General features: G+C 46.8%; 18 protein-coding genes. All 18 read left to right on the plus strand.

The genetic code is table 11. The annotated features are described in order from the left end of the window. The first annotated feature begins 87 nt into the window (after positions 1-87). The 18 genes from uvrB (at position 88) to hisIE (ending at position 17,122) form a co-directional block, all read left to right on the plus strand. Positions 88-2,067 carry an excinuclease ABC subunit UvrB gene (gene uvrB / locus AT864_RS13420; RefSeq protein ID WP_044741464.1) on the plus strand — a complete coding sequence of 660 codons (1,980 nt, stop codon included), beginning with the start codon at positions 88-90 and terminating at the stop codon, positions 2,065-2,067. Positions 2,068-2,083: 16 nt separating this feature from the next. Then, positions 2,084-4,945 carry an excinuclease ABC subunit UvrA gene (gene uvrA / locus AT864_RS13425; RefSeq protein WP_369815563.1) on the plus strand — a complete coding sequence of 954 codons (2,862 nt, stop codon included), beginning with the start codon at positions 2,084-2,086 and terminating at the stop codon, positions 4,943-4,945. A gap of 334 nt (positions 4,946-5,279) precedes the next feature. After that, entirely contained in the window at positions 5,280-5,594 is a 315-nt protein-coding gene (locus tag AT864_RS13430) for a DUF4870 domain-containing protein (RefSeq protein ID WP_156450545.1), read from the plus strand. A 14-nt stretch (positions 5,595-5,608) separates the two neighbouring features. Continuing rightward, positions 5,609-5,809 (plus strand): PspC domain-containing protein, encoded by a 201-nt coding sequence (locus tag AT864_RS13435; protein ID WP_066149663.1) that lies wholly within the window; start codon positions 5,609-5,611, stop codon positions 5,807-5,809. Further along, positions 5,806-6,150 carry a phage holin family protein gene (locus AT864_RS13440; protein WP_066149665.1) on the plus strand — a complete coding sequence of 115 codons (345 nt, stop codon included), beginning with the start codon at positions 5,806-5,808 and terminating at the stop codon, positions 6,148-6,150. Before AT864_RS13435 ends, AT864_RS13440 begins: the two co-directional genes overlap by 4 nt. An 86-nt stretch (positions 6,151-6,236) precedes the next feature. Continuing rightward, positions 6,237-7,172 (plus strand): HPr(Ser) kinase/phosphatase, encoded by a 936-nt coding sequence (hprK, locus tag AT864_RS13445; RefSeq protein ID WP_066149668.1) that lies wholly within the window; start codon positions 6,237-6,239, stop codon positions 7,170-7,172. Positions 7,173-7,190: 18 nt separating this feature from the next. After that, positions 7,191-8,000, plus strand: coding sequence for a prolipoprotein diacylglyceryl transferase (lgt, locus tag AT864_RS13450; RefSeq protein ID WP_066149671.1), 810 nt, complete (start codon positions 7,191-7,193; stop codon positions 7,998-8,000). A 16-nt stretch (positions 8,001-8,016) separates the two neighbouring features. After that, on the plus strand, positions 8,017-8,952 hold the full coding sequence (locus AT864_RS13455; RefSeq protein WP_066149673.1) for a nucleoside recognition domain-containing protein: 936 nt from the start codon (positions 8,017-8,019) through the stop codon (positions 8,950-8,952). Further along, entirely contained in the window at positions 8,952-9,593 is a 642-nt protein-coding gene (gene ppaX / locus AT864_RS13460) for a pyrophosphatase PpaX (protein ID WP_066149675.1), read from the plus strand. Before AT864_RS13455 ends, ppaX begins: the two co-directional genes overlap by 1 nt. Positions 9,594-9,596: 3 nt before the next feature. Further along, complete coding sequence (locus AT864_RS13465; RefSeq protein WP_066149679.1) at positions 9,597-10,091, plus strand: DapH/DapD/GlmU-related protein; 495 nt, start codon at positions 9,597-9,599, stop codon at positions 10,089-10,091. Positions 10,092-10,580: 489 nt separating this feature from the next. Beyond that, positions 10,581-11,753: an ATP phosphoribosyltransferase regulatory subunit gene (locus AT864_RS13470; RefSeq protein WP_066149681.1), complete on the plus strand. Its 1,173-nt coding sequence runs from the start codon at positions 10,581-10,583 to the stop codon at positions 11,751-11,753. Positions 11,754-11,856: 103 nt separating this feature from the next. After that, positions 11,857-12,480, plus strand: coding sequence for an ATP phosphoribosyltransferase (hisG, locus tag AT864_RS13475; RefSeq protein WP_066149684.1), 624 nt, complete (start codon positions 11,857-11,859; stop codon positions 12,478-12,480). 17 nt (positions 12,481-12,497) lie between these two features. After that, complete coding sequence (hisD, locus tag AT864_RS13480; RefSeq protein ID WP_066149687.1) at positions 12,498-13,784, plus strand: histidinol dehydrogenase; 1,287 nt, start codon at positions 12,498-12,500, stop codon at positions 13,782-13,784. After that, a complete protein-coding gene (gene hisB / locus AT864_RS13485) occupies positions 13,778-14,365 on the plus strand; it encodes an imidazoleglycerol-phosphate dehydratase HisB (RefSeq protein ID WP_044741452.1) in 588 nt (195 codons plus the stop codon). The genes hisD and hisB overlap by 7 nt, the downstream gene beginning before the upstream one ends. After that, positions 14,366-15,001 carry an imidazole glycerol phosphate synthase subunit HisH gene (hisH, locus tag AT864_RS13490; RefSeq protein ID WP_066149693.1) on the plus strand — a complete coding sequence of 212 codons (636 nt, stop codon included), beginning with the start codon at positions 14,366-14,368 and terminating at the stop codon, positions 14,999-15,001. Next, the gene (hisA, locus tag AT864_RS13495; RefSeq protein ID WP_066149696.1) at positions 15,001-15,738 is read left to right on the plus strand and encodes a 1-(5-phosphoribosyl)-5-[(5-phosphoribosylamino)methylideneamino]imidazole-4-carboxamide isomerase; all 738 of its coding nucleotides are present in this window, start codon (positions 15,001-15,003) and stop codon (positions 15,736-15,738) included. The genes hisH and hisA overlap by 1 nt, the downstream gene beginning before the upstream one ends. After that, positions 15,735-16,493: an imidazole glycerol phosphate synthase subunit HisF gene (gene hisF, locus AT864_RS13500; RefSeq protein WP_066149699.1), complete on the plus strand. Its 759-nt coding sequence runs from the start codon at positions 15,735-15,737 to the stop codon at positions 16,491-16,493. Before hisA ends, hisF begins: the two co-directional genes overlap by 4 nt. Further along, complete coding sequence (hisIE, locus tag AT864_RS13505) at positions 16,490-17,122, plus strand: bifunctional phosphoribosyl-AMP cyclohydrolase/phosphoribosyl-ATP diphosphatase HisIE (protein WP_066149703.1); 633 nt, start codon at positions 16,490-16,492, stop codon at positions 17,120-17,122. The genes hisF and hisIE overlap by 4 nt, the downstream gene beginning before the upstream one ends. Positions 17,123-17,204: the final 82 nt, after the last annotated feature.

The following is a 17,204-nucleotide window of genomic DNA, read 5'->3' on the forward strand; positions in this document are numbered from 1 at the left end:
ACGAATATAAGTTCGTATTTTTTGTGCATCTTAAGCATTCATGTGGTACAATACAATTAGGATGAATACGAAGGGGGCTTTGCGCAGGTGAAAGACCATTTTCAATTAGTATCAGCCTATCAGCCGCAAGGCGACCAGCCAAAGGCAATTGCTAAGCTGGTGGAAGGAATTTTGAACGGTACGAAGCATCAAACGCTATTAGGAGCGACAGGAACAGGAAAGACCTTTACCATTTCTAACGTCATCCAGAAGGTGAATAAACCGACGCTGGTCATTGCTCATAATAAAACATTGGCGGGCCAGCTATATAGTGAATTGAAGGAGTTTTTTCCAAATAATGCAGTTGAGTATTTTGTGAGCTACTATGACTACTATCAGCCGGAAGCGTATGTGCCGCAGACGGATACGTATATTGAAAAGGACGCAAGCATCAACGATGAAATTGATAAGCTGCGGCATTCGGCCACATCTGCTTTATTTGAGCGGCGCGATGTCATTATTGTGGCCAGTGTATCATGCATTTACGGCTTGGGTTCTCCGGAAGAATATCGAGAGCTTGTCGTATCTTTGCGGACAGGGATGGAAATCGAAAGAAACGAATTGCTGCGCCGTTTAGTCGATGTGCAGTATACGCGCAATGACATTGATTTTCAGCGGGGAACGTTTCGCGTTCGCGGTGATGTCGTCGAAATTTTTCCGGCTTCGCGCGACGAGCATTGCATTCGTGTCGAGTTTTTTGGCGATGAGATTGAACGGATTCGCGAGGTAGATGCGCTGACGGGAGAAATTATCGGAGAGCGGGAGCATGTTGCGATTTTCCCAGCTTCCCACTTCGTCACGCGCGATGAAAAAATGCAGCTGGCGATTCAAAATATCGAGCAAGAGCTGGAAGAACGCTTGAAGGAGTTGCGGGAGCAGGGCAAGCTGTTGGAAGCGCAGCGGCTTGAGCAGCGCACGCGCTATGATCTTGAAATGATGCGGGAAATGGGCTTTTGTTCAGGAATTGAAAACTACTCACGCCATTTAACATTGCGCCCGCCAGGATCGACTCCTTATACGCTGCTCGATTATTTTCCAGACGATTTTTTAATTGTGATTGATGAATCGCACGTCACACTGCCGCAGATTCGCGGGATGTATAATGGCGACAAAGCACGCAAACAGGTGCTGGTCGATCACGGCTTCCGCCTGCCGTCAGCGCTTGACAACCGTCCGCTGACGTTTGAAGAGTTTGAGAAAAAAGTGAACCAAATTATTTATGTGTCGGCAACGCCGGGACCATACGAATTGGAGCATAGTCCGGAAATGGTCGAGCAAATTATTCGGCCGACCGGGCTTTTGGATCCGACGATTGATGTTCGTCCAATTCAAGGGCAAATAGATGACTTGATCGATGAAATTCATGAACGCGTGAAGCGGAATGAGCGAACACTAGTGACGACGCTCACGAAAAAAATGGCGGAAGATTTAACCGATTACTTGAAGGAAATAGGGATTAAGGTGGCCTATTTGCATTCGGAAATTAAAACGCTTGAACGCATTGAAATCATCCGCGACCTGCGCATCGGCAAATACGACGTGCTTGTTGGCATTAACTTGTTAAGAGAGGGATTGGATATTCCGGAGGTGTCGCTTGTCGCGATTTTAGATGCTGATAAGGAAGGATTTTTGCGTTCAGAGCGTTCGCTGATCCAGACGATTGGACGAGCGGCCCGCAATGCTAACGGTCATGTGATTATGTATGCCGATACGATCACCAAGTCGATGGAGATTGCGATCAATGAAACAAAACGGCGCCGTTCCATCCAAGAGGCCTATAACCGTGAGCATGGCATTGTACCGAAGACGATTCAAAAGGGGATTCGTGATGTCATTCGTGCGACGTATGCGGCTGAACAGCCAGAGTCGTACGAGGTGAAGCCGGATCGCCGCAAATGGACGAAAAAAGAACGGGAGCAGCTTGTGGCGAACTTAGAAAAAGAAATGAAAGAAGCGGCCAAAGCGCTTGACTTTGAACGCGCGGCCGAGCTTCGCGATTTAATTTTTGAACTCAAAGCGGAAGGATGATCAAAAGCTTATGCCAATGGATAAAATTACGATTAAAGGGGCAAGAGTTCATAATCTAAAGAATATGGACATTGAGATCCCGCGAGACCAACTTGTTGTTTTAACGGGGTTATCAGGTTCAGGAAAATCGTCGTTGGCGTTTGATACGATTTATGCGGAAGGGCAGCGGCGCTATGTCGAATCGCTTTCGGCATACGCCCGCCAATTTTTAGGACAAATGGACAAGCCGGATGTCGATACGATCGAAGGGCTATCTCCGGCCATTTCAATCGATCAGAAAACGACGAGCCGCAATCCGCGCTCCACAGTGGGAACGGTTACCGAAATTTATGATTATTTGCGCTTATTGTTTGCGCGGATTGGCCGTCCCGTTTGTCCAGAGCACGGCATTGAAATTACGTCGCAAACCATTGAACAAATGGTTGACCGCATCCTAGCTTACCCGGAACGAACGAAAATTCAAGTATTAGCGCCGATCGTATCGGGAAGAAAAGGAACGCATGTTAAAACGCTAGAAGAGATCAAAAAACAGGGATATGTACGCGTGCGCATAGACGGCGAGATGCGCGAGCTATCGGAAGACATCGAATTAGAAAAAAATAAAAAGCATTCTATTGAAGTAGTGATTGATCGCATCGTCGTGAAGGAAGGCATTGCCTTGCGCTTGGCTGATTCTCTGGAAACAGCGCTGAAGCTGGCTGACGGCAAAGTGATTATTGATGTGGTCGGAGAAGAGGAACTTCTGTTTAGCGAGCATCACGCTTGTCCGTATTGCGGTTTTTCGATTGGCGAGCTTGAGCCGCGCATGTTTTCGTTCAACAGTCCGTACGGAGCGTGTCCGGATTGTGACGGGCTGGGCGCTAAATTGGAGGTAGACCGGGACTTAGTCATTCCGAATGATGAACTGACCTTGCGCGAGCATGCGATCGCTCCATGGGAACCGCAAAGCTCCCAATATTATCCACAGCTGTTGGCGGCTGTTTGCCAGCATTATGGAATTGATATGGATGTTCCGGTAAAGGAGCTGCCGAAGGAGCAGTTAAATCGCATCCTGTATGGAAGCAATGGTGAAAAAATTTATTTTCGTTATGAAAATGATTTTGGACAGATTCGCGAACATTACATTGAATTTGAAGGGGTTATTCCCAATATTGAACGGCGTTACCGCGAAACAAGCTCTGATTATATTCGCGAGCAAATGGAAAAATACATGGCTGATCAGCCGTGTCCAACGTGTAAAGGCTATCGTTTAAAAAAAGAAAGCTTAGCCGTGCTTGTCGGCGGCAAGCATATTGGGGAAGTGGCATCGCTGTCTGTCACGGAAGCGCTCGCGTTTTTCCGGAGCTTAGAATTGAGTGAAAAAGAACAGAAAATTGCCCATATGATTTTGCGTGAGATCATAGAACGGCTTGGTTTCTTAAATAATGTGGGCTTAGATTATTTAACATTAAGCCGTTCAGCCGGCACATTATCAGGGGGGGAGGCACAGCGCATTCGTCTTGCGACCCAAATTGGCTCCCGGCTAACGGGTGTGCTTTACATTTTGGACGAGCCGTCCATCGGCCTCCATCAGCGTGACAACGATCGGCTGATTGATACGCTCAAAAACATGAGAGACATCGGCAATACACTGATTGTCGTAGAACATGACGAAGACACGATGCTGGCTGCTGATTATTTGATTGACATTGGTCCAGGCGCCGGCATTCATGGCGGCCAAGTAGTGGCGGCCGGAACGCCGGAAGAAGTCATGAACGATCCTCATTCCCTAACAGGCCAATATTTGTCGGGCAAAAAATTTATTCCGCTTCCGCCGGAACGCCGCAAGCCAGATGGCCGCTGGCTTGAAATACATGGTGCAAAAGAAAACAATTTAAGAAATGTGTCCGTGAAAATCCCGCTTGGCACGTTTGTGGCTGTGACGGGAGTATCGGGTTCGGGAAAAAGTACGCTTGTCAATGAAATTTTGCACAAAGCGCTGGCGCAAAAATTACAAGGAGCGAAAGCGAAGCCTGGAGAGTACAAAACATTGAAAGGAATCGAGCATCTGGATAAAGTCATTGACATCGACCAGTCTCCGATCGGGCGTACGCCTCGCTCCAATCCGGCCACGTATACGGGAGTATTTGATGATATTCGTGAGGTGTTTGCAGCTACGAACGAGGCGAAGGTGCGCGGCTATCAGAAAGGCCGTTTTAGCTTTAACGTGAAGGGCGGCCGCTGCGAAGCCTGCCGTGGCGATGGCATTATTAAAATTGAAATGCACTTTTTGCCGGATGTGTACGTTCCATGTGAAGTATGCCACGGCAAACGCTATAACCGTGAAACGCTGGAAGTGAAATATAAGGATAAAAACATTGCCGAAGTGCTGGAAATGACGGTGGAGGATGCGCTCGCCTTCTTTGAAAACATTCCGAAAATCAAGCGAAAGCTGCAAACGATTTATGATGTTGGATTAGGCTATATCAAGCTTGGACAGCCGGCGACAACGCTATCTGGGGGAGAGGCGCAGCGGGTAAAATTGGCGTCCGAACTGCATCGCCGTTCGACAGGGCGCACTCTCTATATTTTAGATGAGCCGACCACAGGCTTGCATATTGATGATATCGCCCGCTTGCTTAAAGTGCTTCAGCGGCTGGTGGATAACGGTGATACTGTGCTTGTTATTGAGCATAATCTTGATGTCATTAAAGCGGCTGATTATATTATTGATCTCGGTCCGGAAGGTGGCGATAAAGGCGGCCGAATCGTGGCGGTGGGAACCCCAGAGGAAATCGCCGAAGTGAAAGGATCCTATACGGGACTGTATTTAAAACGCATTTTAGAGCGCGACCGCCAGCGAATGCAAGCGATGTATGAAGAAATAAAGGTGCCCTAATCAAGGGCCCTTTTTTCACATTCACATGAACAGATAAGGTCTAGCCAAAGAGGGAAAGATAAGCACAGGAGAAATAGATGCGCTGAATAGCTAGCGGGCAAGATCATCATCATTGCGCTTCCTTCTTTTGATTGATGCAAAGAAGCTCAGATTGGAAATTCAACACCATCCACCGGGAAGTCTCCCCCTCTAAACGGAGTGAAGGTGGGAGAGTCTCATGAGATGCTTTGTTTTCAAGGATGCTAGTGAGAATCTCATCTATGTATAGCATGAGGTACTGAAACTTTTCGGTATATGCATCGTATATATTGATATAAAGAAGGGAGCGATGAAGGTGAATTCATCTAAGCTGTTATCGGCCACTTGCTATTTTAGCGTGTTTTTTGCGCCGTTTCTTTTTCCGGTGATTGTTTATTTTGTCACGAAAGAGGAGAGGGTCAAAAAACATGCGAAAAAATCGCTGTTTTCGCATCTTCTTCCGTTTTTCATTCTTGTGCTGTCCATCGGTGGTTTTATCATTGCCGCAGCGACCAACCATGATGGCTTGGCAGCGCTGCCGTTTTTGGGAATCGTAGTTGGAGGGATGATTCATTTATTGGTCATCATTTGGAATGTGATCAAAGGCATTCAAGTATTGCAAGAAGCATAGAATGGAGTGAAACCATGAACAAAAAACTGGTTCGGTCTTATCATGACCGCAAAATAGCGGGCGTTCTCGGCGGCTTGGCCGCTTATTTTCGAATCGATTCAACGCTCACTCGGTTAATTTTTGTGATTTTGCTTTTATCGACTGGAATTATGCCGTTTGTTTTATTTTACGTCATCGCCGCCTTGGTGATGCCGCAAGAGGGGATGGAACGATGAAGTGGCTTGCGCATATTATTGTCAATGCCGTGCTATTGTTGGCGCTTGCCGGCTATTTTCCGTCCATTCATTTGTCTGGGGTTGGCGCTGCGCTTTTAGCTAGCTTTCTGCTGTCGCTCTTAAACATGGTCGTCAAACCGATTTTGATTGTCCTAACGCTTCCGGTAACCGTCTTAACGTTTGGACTATTTTTATTTGTGATCAATGCTTTAACATTGCTTATGACATCATGGCTGATGGGTAACTCATTTACAATTGATGGATTCGGTGCGGCCTTGTTGGCTTCGCTTGCGATTTCTCTCTTTCATGTCATCATTGATGCGATTAGCGATAGAGACTAAAACGTTCCGCTTCGGCGCGAACGTTTTTTCTTTTTTCACATGCGTTGGGAAAAGTGTTAAAATGGAAAAGCAAAGGGGGGGTTTTGATGCCGAAAGTTCGGACGCAAGATTTGATTGAACAATTTCAGCTTGAATTAATCAGCGGGGCGGAAGGAGTACACCGTCCGATTACAACAAGCGATTTATCGCGGCCAGGAATTGAAATGGCGGGATATTTTGCCTACTATCCAGCTGAGCGGATTCAATTGCTAGGAAAAACAGAGCTTTCGTTTTTTGAACGATTGCACCCGACTGAAAAGAAGATTCGCATGGAAAAGCTTTGTACAGATATTACGCCGGGAATTATTGTATCGCGCGGGCTGGATGTTCCGCAAGAATTAATTGAAGCATCTGAGCGCCATTCGGTTCCGGTCATGCGTTCAACGATGAAAACGACACGCCTTTCGAGCCGATTGACGAATTTTTTGGAAAGCAAGCTGGCTCCGACGACCGCTGTGCACGGGGTATTGGTTGATGTATACGGTGTTGGCGTGCTGATTACCGGAAAAAGCGGTGTCGGAAAAAGTGAAACGGCGCTGGAGTTGGTAAAGCGAGGCCATCGTCTTGTGGCCGATGACTGCGTAGAAATTCGTCAAGAGGATGAAGGCCTTCTCGTCGGTAATGCTCCAGAGCTGATTGAGCATCTTCTGGAAATTCGCGGGCTTGGTATCATTAATATGATGACGTTGTTCGGTGCAGGAGCCGTGCGGACACATAAGCGCATTTCGCTCGTCGTGGATTTGGAGTTGTGGGATCCGAATAAACAATATGATCGGCTCGGTTTAGAAGAAGAAAAAGTGAGAATTATTGATACAGAAGTGACAAAATTGACGATTCCAGTAAGACCCGGCCGAAATTTAGCGGTCATTATTGAGGTAGCCGCCATGAATTTCCGTTTGAAACGAATGGGAATGAATGCTGCTGAAGAGTTTTCGGCACGCTTAACAGATGCCATTGAGGATGGAGATCATGATTACGAATAAGAGAGGAGGAAGGATAAGGTGGATCCAGCGATTCAGCCATTAGATCGTGTATTTTTACACCTTGGTCCTATCACTATTTATTGGTATGGAGTGATTATTGGAACAGGCGTGCTGCTTGGACTGTGGATTGCGACGCGAGAAGCGGTCAAGCGTGGATTGGCAAAAGAAACATTTGTGGATCTCGTTTTATTAGCTGTTCCGATTGCGATTATTTGTGCCCGTACATATTATGTGATGTTTGAATGGGATTATTACGCGAAGCATCCTGCTGAAATCCCTAAAATTTGGGAGGGAGGCTTAGCCATCCATGGAGGCTTAATTGGCGCAATCATTACGGGAGTCGTCTTTGCCAAAAGGCGGGGCATTTCGTTTTGGAAACTGGCCGATATTGCAGCGCCTAGCATTATTTTAGGCCAGGCGATCGGCCGTTGGGGCAACTTTATGAACCAAGAAGCGCACGGCGGACCAGTGACGCGCCATTTTCTTGAAAGCTTGCACCTTCCAGATTTTATTATTAACCAAATGTATATCAACGGCCAATATTATCATCCGACTTTTTTATATGAGTCGATTTGGAATTTGATGGGCTTTTTCTTGCTGATCATGTTGCGTCGGATCAATTTGCGCCGCGGTGAGTTATTTCTCAGCTATTTAATCTGGTATTCGATCGGTCGCTTTTTTATCGAGGGAATGCGGACAGATAGCTTAATGCTGACAGATCATTTGCGGATTGCCCAAGTTGTCTCCATTGCCCTGGTTGTGTTAGCGGCCGGATTGTGGATGGTACGGCGGGTAAAAGGATGGGCGAAGGAGCGTTATTTAGATTAGAAAAGGGGGAAGCGGATTGGTCGAGACGGTCAAAAAAGGGCTGGCAGTCGGCGTGAAGACGACGGGAGCGCTTGGAAAAATTATTTTTCCGGTTACTCTTATCGTATCGATTCTGCAGTATACGCCGATTTTGCCGTGGATCATTCGAGTGGTATCTCCGCTGATGAAATGGATCGGCCTGCCAGGGGAGGCTGCCATTCCTCTTGTGTTGGGGAATTTTTTAAACTTATATGCTGGAATTGGCGCGATTTTGACGCTGCATCTGACGGTAAAAGAAGTATTGATTTTAGCTGTCATGCTTTCGTTTTCCCACAATTTGCTTGTGGAAGTGACAGTTGCTGGAAGAGTGGGGGTTCATGTAGCTTTAGCTATTGGTGTTCGCGTTATGCTGGCGATTGTTTCTGCGCTCCTCATTCATCTGATTTGGCAGGGAGGAGATGAGGTGGCGCAATATGGTATGATCTCTAGCTCTTCAGCAGAGTTTTCCGGATGGGGACCTGTCGTTTGGGCAGGCGTGAAAAAAGCATTGTTCGGAATTATGCAGCTCGCCATGATTGTCATTCCGCTCATGGTCGGGATTCAAATTTTGAAGGATTTAAAATGGCTTGATGTGTTTTCACGTTGGATGTCCCCATTGACGAAAATGCTTGGAATGAAAGAAAATACGTCGATGACGCTGGCGGCGGGACTTTTATTTGGTTTGGCATATGGAGCGGGAGTCATGATTCAGGCGGTACAAGAGGATGGTGTATCGAAGAAAGATGTCACGCTTGCTTTTCTGTTTCTTTCTGCGTGCCATGCGGTGGTAGAGGATACACTATTATTTGTTCCGCTTGGCATCCCGGTATGGCCGCTTTTGCTGATTCGCTTGACAACAGCTGTTCTATTGACGATGATGGTCGGATTTGTTTGGAATGTTTATAGAAAAACAGGGAGAAGGGAAGCAGCCTAATGAACATTCGCACGATTTTATTTGATTTGGATGGCACGCTGATTGATACAAATGAACTCATTATCCAGTCATTTTTGCATACGTTGGAAACCTACTATCCCGGAAAATATAGACGGGAGGATGTCCTGCCGTTTATCGGTCCGCCGCTTTACGATACCTTTGCTGCGCTTGATGCAGCACGGGTAGAAGAGATGATTGCGACCTATCGGGCGTTCAACCATCGCCAGCACGATGCGCTCATAAAAGAATATGAAACGGTATATGAAACGATTGCCGTGCTACACCAGCACGACTTTCAATTGGGAGTCGTGACGACAAAAATGAACGCGACGGCGCTGATGGGATTAAAGCGGACAAAGCTTGATCCGTTTTTCCGCTGTGTTGTCGGGCTGGATGACGTACAAAACGCGAAACCGCATCCTGAACCGATTTTGAAGGCGCTTGAGCTTTTAGGTTCTGTTCCAGAAGAAACGCTCATGGTTGGAGATAATTATCATGACATTTTGGCGGGAAAGCAAGCGGGAACAAAGACGGCAGGAGTAGCATGGGCCATTAAAGGAAGAGAGTATCTGGAGAAGTATGGACCAGACTTTATGCTTGAGAAAATGAGTGATTTATTGGCGATTGTAGGGGTGGAATAAATTTTGAGACGAACGACAAAATATCCGGTATCTGGAGCCAATTCGTTGTGGCAAGTGTATAAAACGGTCTCGTTTTGGAAGGTGTTTAAAAATGTAGTGATCATTCAAATAGGGCGCTACACGCCATTTATGCGGCTGAAAAATTGGCTGTACCGCACATTTTTGCATATGGAAATTGGCGAGAAAACCGCACTTGCGTTTATGGTGATGCCGGATATTATGTTCCCAGAAAAAATCAAAATTGGCCGCAATTCGATTATTGGCTATAATACCACGATTTTAGCGCATGAGTATTTGATTGATGAATATCGCCTAGGCGATGTCATCATCGGCGATGAAGTCATGATCGGCGCGAATTCCACCATTCTCCCGGGAGTGGTCATTGGCGATCGCGCGATTGTGGCTGCAGGAACGGTGGTACACAAGGATGTGCCTCCAGGTGCATTTGTGGCCGGCAATCCGATGCGAATGATCCGTATGAATAAGCCGCTTTCATAAGATGAGAGGCGGCTTTTCTTTTTTCTATAGCGTAGTGTACAAATATAGGCTGATAGAAAACATCATCGCCATTGGTTAAGAGGAGTTCATCATTTGTATCTTTCAAGAGAATTCGTTTGGTACAGTTAAATGAGCTTTTTGACGGTTGAAGGCAAGTCCATCAGCCTTTGATAGCGGTTCGCCGAACGAATGGAAAATATGTGTGTTCGTATCCATAGGTGTTGTCGATTCACTTTTTATGCGATGGATGGGATATAGACGGCAGGCGCTTGTCCATAAACAGCGATTTCTTATGCTTAGGCAGGAGAAATGTTGTTGATGGACCATTTTTATTATGGAAAGCATGAATTCATTAAGCTTCTTGTAGTGATTAGTGCTATTTTGAATCATCTTAACCTTGACGTAAGCCCCGACAAGGAGTAAACTACAAATAACTTCATCTCTCTACCATATTAGCAAACTAAAGTATTTCGGTAAAGGCGGGTTACTATGTCTAGAAAGCTGTTTATGTTTGAAAAACCGTTGGGGATGCGCGATACATTACCTTTTTTATATAAAGCGAAGCAGCACGTCCGCCGAACAATGGCGAATGAAATTGAACAATGGGGATACGAGTTTATTGAAACTCCGACGTTAGAATATTACGAAACGGTTGGTACTGCTTCAGCGATTGATGACCATCAATTGTTTAAGCTTCTTGATCAGCAGGGTCATACGCTTGTTTTGCGTCCTGATATGACGGCGCCGATTGCCCGCTTGGCTGCGTCAAAGCTTTACGAAAGCGGAAATCCGCTCCGGTTGGCTTATCATGCGAATGTGTTTCGCGCCCAGCAGCGAGAGGGAGGGCGCCCGGCCGAATTTGAACAAATTGGAGTGGAATGCATCGGCGATGGCACCATTGCCGCAGATGCAGAAGTGATTAGCTTAATGATTGCCGCCTTAAAACAGATAGGGCTTGACCGATTTACAGTCACAATTGGACATATTGGCTATGTTCATGCGCTATTTTTAGATATTTTAGGAAATGAAGAGCGTTCCAATACGTTGCGCCGCTTTTTGTATGAAAAAAATTACGTTGGTTACCGTGAACATGTCAAATCATTGCCGCTTTCCTCGATCGATAAGCAGCGGCTTTTAAATCTGCTTGAATTGCGCGGTGGAGCCGAAAGTATTGAGAGGGCGCTCGAGCTGGTGGATAGAGAGAACGGAATCGACACGATTGCCGAGCTGGAGCAGCTGTATGAACATCTCAAACTGTATCAAGTGACGGAACATATTAAGTTTGATTTCAATCTTGTGAGCCATATGAGCTATTACACGGGAATTTTATTTGAAGTATATGCAGAAAAAGTCGGCTTTCCGCTTGGAAACGGCGGGCGTTACGATGAATTGTTGGAAAAGTTTGAACGAAAGGCTCCCGCTACCGGATTTGGGATTCGGGTCGACCGGTTGATTGAAGCGCTAGGCGAACCGGAGGAGAGCCGGGATATCCATTGCATTATTTTTAGTCAAGAAAGGCTTTCAGAAGCGATTCAATTGGCGAATCAGCGGCGAAAAAACGGTGAAAAAGTCGTTATGCAGCACATATCGGGAATCGAAAATATTGATGCTTGCGCAAAACAATATCACCACATTACTTACTTAATTGGTCAAAATTCATGATCACGAAATGCTTGTGATCCATGATGGAAGGCGGGTTCCCGCCGTTGCCGCTTTTGTGATTGGATGAATATGTGCCGGTTCATGGTCAAAGGAGGAATAGCGTATGTTAACCGTTGCGATGCCAAAAGGCCGCATTTTTGAAGAAGCGGTGGAGCTGCTGCGTCGAGCCGGCTACCGGCTTCCGCCTGAATTGGATGAATCTCGTAAGCTGATTATCGATGTTCCCGAAGAGAAGATGCGTTTTATTTTGGCGAAACCAATGGATGTCAGCACATATGTTGAGCATGGTGTCGCTGATGTAGGGATTGCCGGAAAAGATGTCATGCTAGAAGAGGAACGGGATGTGTATGAGATTTTGGATTTAAAAATCAGCCCATGTCATTTAGCCGTTGCCGGGTTGCCTGATGGAAAAATGAATCGGATTGCGCCAAGAGTGGCGACGAAATATCCGAATATTGCCTCCAGCTATTTTCGCGAAAAGGGAGAGCAAGTTGAAATTATTCACTTAAACGGCTCTATTGAACTTGCGCCGCTCGTCGGATTGGCGGACCGAATTGTCGATATTGTTTCGACCGGAAGAACATTAAAAGAGAATGGGCTGGTGGAGCTAGAGAAAATTGTGGAGGTAACCTCTCGCTTAATTGTCAATCCAGTGAGTTATCGCATGAAGGCAGCGCCTATTCATGAGTTTGTCGAGCGGTTATCAGTCATCATTGGCGAGGAATGAAAGGGGTGGAGTGTTACATGAAGATTGAGCGACTGACGCGCGCCTTATCATTGAAGCGATCGATCGAAACGGGGACCGAACAGCAAAGACAGACGGTCCGAACTATTATTGAAGAGGTGCGGCGCAAAGGAGATGAGGCCTTAAAGGAATATACGGAAAGATTTGACGGCGTCTTACTTGAATCGTTGCAGGTATCAAAGCAGGAAATGGACCAAGCTTATGAGCAACTGGATTCCTCCTTGATTGCCATCATTCGCGAAGCGGCGGAAAATATTCGTGAGTATCATGAACGCCAAAAGCGGGAGTCTTGGATGATGATGAAGGAGGACGGAACGATCCTCGGTCAGAAGATCACACCGCTTGATGCGGTGGGGCTTTATGTGCCGGGCGGTACAGCGGCTTACCCCTCTTCTGTTTTAATGAATGTCATTCCCGCACAAGTAGCAGGAGTCAAGCGGATTGTGATCGTATCTCCTCCCGATGCCCAAGGCAGCTTGCCGGCAGGAGTGCTTGTCGCGGCTTGCGAGCTTGGAATTCAAGAGATTTATAAAATCGGGGGTGCCCAAGCGATCGCCGCCCTTGCTTATGGGACAGAAACCATTCAGCCGGTTGATAAAATTTTTGGTCCAGGCAACATTTATGTGGCGCTGGCGAAGCGGGAAGTGTTCGGGCAAGTGGCGATCGATATGATTGCTGGACCGAGTGAAATCGTGGTGCTAGCTGATGAAACAGCAAAAGCGAATGAAATTGCCGCTGATCTTTTATCACAGGCTGAGCATGATGAGCGCGCTTCCAGTATCCTTGTCACTCCTTCCATGAAATTGGCGCTGGAAGTCGCGAGCGAGGTAGAAGCACAGCTGGAAACGCTGCCGCGCAAGGAGATCGCCGCTGCCGCTATCGAACAATATGGAGCGATTTATGTGACCGAGACGATGGAGGAAGCGATCGCCGCCGTTAATGAGCTGGCTCCGGAGCATTTGGAAATGATCACGAATGATCCGATGAGCCTCGTTGGACAAATTCGTCACGCTGGCGCGATTTTTTTAGGGCGGTTTAGCTCTGAGCCCGTAGGCGATTATTTTGCCGGCACGAACCATGTGCTGCCTACGAACGGAACGGCTCGTTTTTCAAGCGGATTGAGCGTCGATGAATTTGTTAAAAAATCGAGCCTTATTTTATACAGCGAACAGGCGCTAGCGGCTAACGCCGCAAAAATTGCTGCGCTGGCGCGGCTAGAAGGGCTGGAAGCACATGCGCGGGCTGTAGAAGAACGTTTGAAAAATCAAGGGGGAGAAACATCATGAGAAAGGCTATGATTTCACGAACGACCAATGAAACAGATATTCAATTGGAACTGACGCTGGAGGGCGAGGGAAAAGCGGAGCTTGAAACAGGAGTGCCGTTTTTAACCCATATGCTGGATCTTTTTGCGAAGCATGGGCAGTTTGATTTACAGGTAAAGGCTGTCGGCGATATTGAAATCGACGACCATCATACAACGGAAGATATCGGAATCTGCTTAGGGCAGGCGCTTCGAGAAGCTTTAGGTGATAAAAAAGGAATTAGACGCTATGGCAACGCGTTTGTGCCAATGGACGAGGCGCTTGCACAAGTCGTGATTGATTTAAGCAACCGACCGCACTTTGAGTTTCGTGGCGAATTCCCAAGCCCAAAAGTTGGGACGTTTGATGTGGAGCTTGTGCATGAATTTTTATGGAAGCTGGCCTTGGAGGCGCGCATGAATTTGCATGTGATTGTTCATTATGGCCGCAATACCCACCATATGATTGAAGCGGTGTTTAAAGCGCTGGGGAGAGCATTGGCTGAAGCGACGATGATTGACCCGCGTGTAAAGGGAGTTCCATCGACGAAAGGAATGTTATAAATGATTGGCATTATTGATTATGGAATGGGCAACTTATACAGCGTCAGCAAAGCGCTAGAGCGCTTGAACTATGAATCTATCGTTTCAGGGAACGTGGATCAGCTCAAGAAAACGAAAGGCCTTATTTTGCCGGGGGTCGGATCTTTTAAAGATGCCATGCACATCTTGAATGAAACAGGGCTGTCTGATTTTATTCGTGAAGCGGTGGAAAACGGAACGCCGCTGCTTGGAATTTGTCTTGGGATGCAGCTTTTGTTCGATGAGAGCGAGGAGAATGGCAGGACGGAAGGGCTTCGGCTATTAAAAGGCCGCGTTGTCCGTTTTCCGGGAACGACCTCAAGTGGTGAAGCGTATAAAGTACCGCATATGGGATGGAATCGTCTGCACATTCGTTATCCGTCTCCGCTTTTTAAAAATGTCGAAGAAGGATATGTCTATTTTGTTCACTCATACTATGTCGATTCAACCGATCAAGAGGTTGTGCTGGCAAGCAGCACATATGATGTGGAAGTTCCGGCTGTCGTGGGTCAAAACTATTTATTTGGAACACAATTTCATCCGGAAAAAAGCAGCAGCATCGGAATGAACATATTAAAAAATTATGCGGATCTTGTAGCAAGAAAGGAGAACGAATGATGACGGCGTTTACCATTTATCCGGCGATCGACATGCGCGGCGGCAAGTGTGTTCGGCTATTACAGGGCGATTATAATAAGGAAACGGTATATGGCGACTCGCCGTTTGAGATGGCGCGTCTATTTGCCAAGCAGGGAGCGCAATGGATTCATATGGTCGATCTCGATGGCGCAAAGGAGGGACGCCGTATCCATGATCGCTTTGTCATTGAGGTTGTCCGGCAGTTAAAGGTGAATGTGCAAGTGGGCGGGGGCATCCGTACGGAAGAGGATGTCGCTTACTACTTGGATAACGGGGTGGCTCGCGTGATTTTAGGCAGCGCTGCTATTTCCAATCCTTCTTTTGTCAAAAAAATGCTGACCACATACGGCGAGCGCATTGCGATTGGCATTGATGCTAAAAACGGCTATGTGGCAACAGAAGGATGGTTGAATACATCGAATGTCAAGGCGGAAGAGCTGGGAAAAGAACTGGCGGAGGCTGGAGCGCAGACGTTTATTTTTACCGATATTGCGACGGATGGCATGCTGTCTGGGCCGAATATTGAAGCGGTTGCCGATATGGCGCGGGCAACCGGACGGAATGTGATCGCTTCAGGAGGAGTCCGTTCTCTCCATGATTTGCGAACATTGAAGCCGTTTGTCCATGAAGGAGTAACAGGAGCCATTATTGGAAAGGCATTGTATACAAATCAGTTTACTGTTGCTGAGGCGTTAAAGGTGGTGCAGGGCGAATGATTACAAAGCGCATTATTCCTTGTCTTGATGTGAAGGATGGCCGCGTGGTAAAAGGGGTTCAATTTGTGCAGTTGCGCGATGCGGGAGATCCAGTTGAATTGGCGGAATTTTACGACGAACAAGGGGCCGATGAGCTGGTGTTTTTAGATATTTCCGCTTCCCATGAGGGACGAAAAACCATGATCGAAGTCGTTGAGAATGTCGCGGCACAGCTTGCCATTCCGTTTACAGTCGGCGGCGGAATCCATTCGTTAGAAGATATGAAGCGCATTCTTCGCGCTGGTGCGGATAAGGTGTCTTTAAATACGGCGGCAGTCATCCGTCCCTCGCTTATTAGTGAGGGAGCTGATTTTTTTGGTTCACAATGCATAGTCGTAGCGATCGATGCCAAATACGATGAAGAGCTCGGTTCTTGGCGCGTCTATACACATGGAGGGCGCAAGCCGACGAATTGGGAAGTGGTCGAATGGGCCAAGCAAGCGGTAGAGCACGGCGCAGGTGAAATTTTATTAACAAGCATGGACTGTGATGGAGGAAAAAACGGTTTTGACCTTGAGCTTACAAAAAAAGTGAGCGAAGCTGTTTCCGTTCCAGTCATTGCTTCGGGAGGCGCGGGCCATGCAGAGCATTTTGTTTCGGCGTTTCTTAAAGGAAAAGCAGACGCTGCTTTAGCTGCCTCGATTTTTCATTATAAAGAAACGTCTGTTAAAGAAGTAAAAGCCTATTTGCGCGAGAGAGGAGTGCACGTCCGATGAATATTTCTAATATTCGTTTTGATGAAAGAGGGCTCGTTCCCGCTATTGTGCAAGATGCGCAAAGCAAGGAAGTGTTGACACTTGCTTATATGAATGAAGAGGCGCTGCAAAAATCGCTTGAAACAGGGGAAACATGGTTTTATAGCCGCTCCCGCCAAGAGTTGTGGCATAAAGGAGAAACCTCCGGGAATACGCAACGCATTCTTGAGATGCGTTATGATTGCGATCAAGATGCTCTCCTTATGCTGGTAGAACCGCAAGGGCCTGCCTGCCATACCGGAAGCTATTCTTGTTTTTCCGAAACGATCCACGGCGAAGCAGCTGGCGCATACACTGACCGCTTCTCCATTGTTAATCAGCTTGAACAAATTATCGCCAAACGTGAAGCGGAGCGTCCGGAAGGGGCGTATACAACTTATTTATTTGAAAAAGGAATTGATAAGATTTTAAAAAAGCTAGGCGAAGAAGCAACCGAAGTCGTTATTGCAGCCAAAAACCGCAATCCAGAAGAACTAAAATGGGAAGTTGCCGATTTATTGTATCATTTGCTTGTCCTGTTGCGTGAACAAAAATTGCCGCTTGATGCCGTGCTTGCTGTATTAAAGGAGCGCCATGCAGCAAAAGAGTAATTTTTGAGCTGGTTCATAATCGTTCGTATTGCGATTGGAGCCAGCTTCTGTTATGTTTAAGTGACATATCCGTTGCCTAAAG

This window comes from Anoxybacillus sp. P3H1B (assembly GCF_001560855.1).
In the GTDB taxonomy this organism is placed as follows: Bacteria; Bacillota; Bacilli; order Bacillales; family Anoxybacillaceae; genus Anoxybacteroides; species Anoxybacteroides rupiense.

What these genes read in the sequence shown, in the direction of transcription:
- hisA (WP_066149696.1), top strand. Translation starts at nt 15,001, where the DNA reads ATGACGGCGTTTACCATTTATCCGGCGATCGACATGCGCGGCGGCAAG.
- hisF (WP_066149699.1), top strand. Translation starts at nt 15,735, where the DNA reads ATGATTACAAAGCGCATTATTCCTTGTCTTGATGTGAAGGATGGCCGC.
- ppaX (WP_066149675.1), top strand. Translation starts at nt 8,952, where the DNA reads ATGAACATTCGCACGATTTTATTTGATTTGGATGGCACGCTGATTGAT.
- AT864_RS13470 (WP_066149681.1), top strand. Translation starts at nt 10,581, where the DNA reads ATGTCTAGAAAGCTGTTTATGTTTGAAAAACCGTTGGGGATGCGCGAT.
- hisD (WP_066149687.1), top strand. Translation starts at nt 12,498, where the DNA reads ATGAAGATTGAGCGACTGACGCGCGCCTTATCATTGAAGCGATCGATC.
- uvrA (WP_369815563.1), top strand. Translation starts at nt 2,084, where the DNA reads ATGGATAAAATTACGATTAAAGGGGCAAGAGTTCATAATCTAAAGAAT.
- AT864_RS13435 (WP_066149663.1), top strand. Translation starts at nt 5,609, where the DNA reads ATGAACAAAAAACTGGTTCGGTCTTATCATGACCGCAAAATAGCGGGC.
- hisG (WP_066149684.1), top strand. Translation starts at nt 11,857, where the DNA reads ATGTTAACCGTTGCGATGCCAAAAGGCCGCATTTTTGAAGAAGCGGTG.
- hisH (WP_066149693.1), top strand. Translation starts at nt 14,366, where the DNA reads ATGATTGGCATTATTGATTATGGAATGGGCAACTTATACAGCGTCAGC.
- hisIE (WP_066149703.1), top strand. Translation starts at nt 16,490, where the DNA reads ATGAATATTTCTAATATTCGTTTTGATGAAAGAGGGCTCGTTCCCGCT.
- AT864_RS13440 (WP_066149665.1), top strand. Translation starts at nt 5,806, where the DNA reads ATGAAGTGGCTTGCGCATATTATTGTCAATGCCGTGCTATTGTTGGCG.
- hprK (WP_066149668.1), top strand. Translation starts at nt 6,237, where the DNA reads ATGCCGAAAGTTCGGACGCAAGATTTGATTGAACAATTTCAGCTTGAA.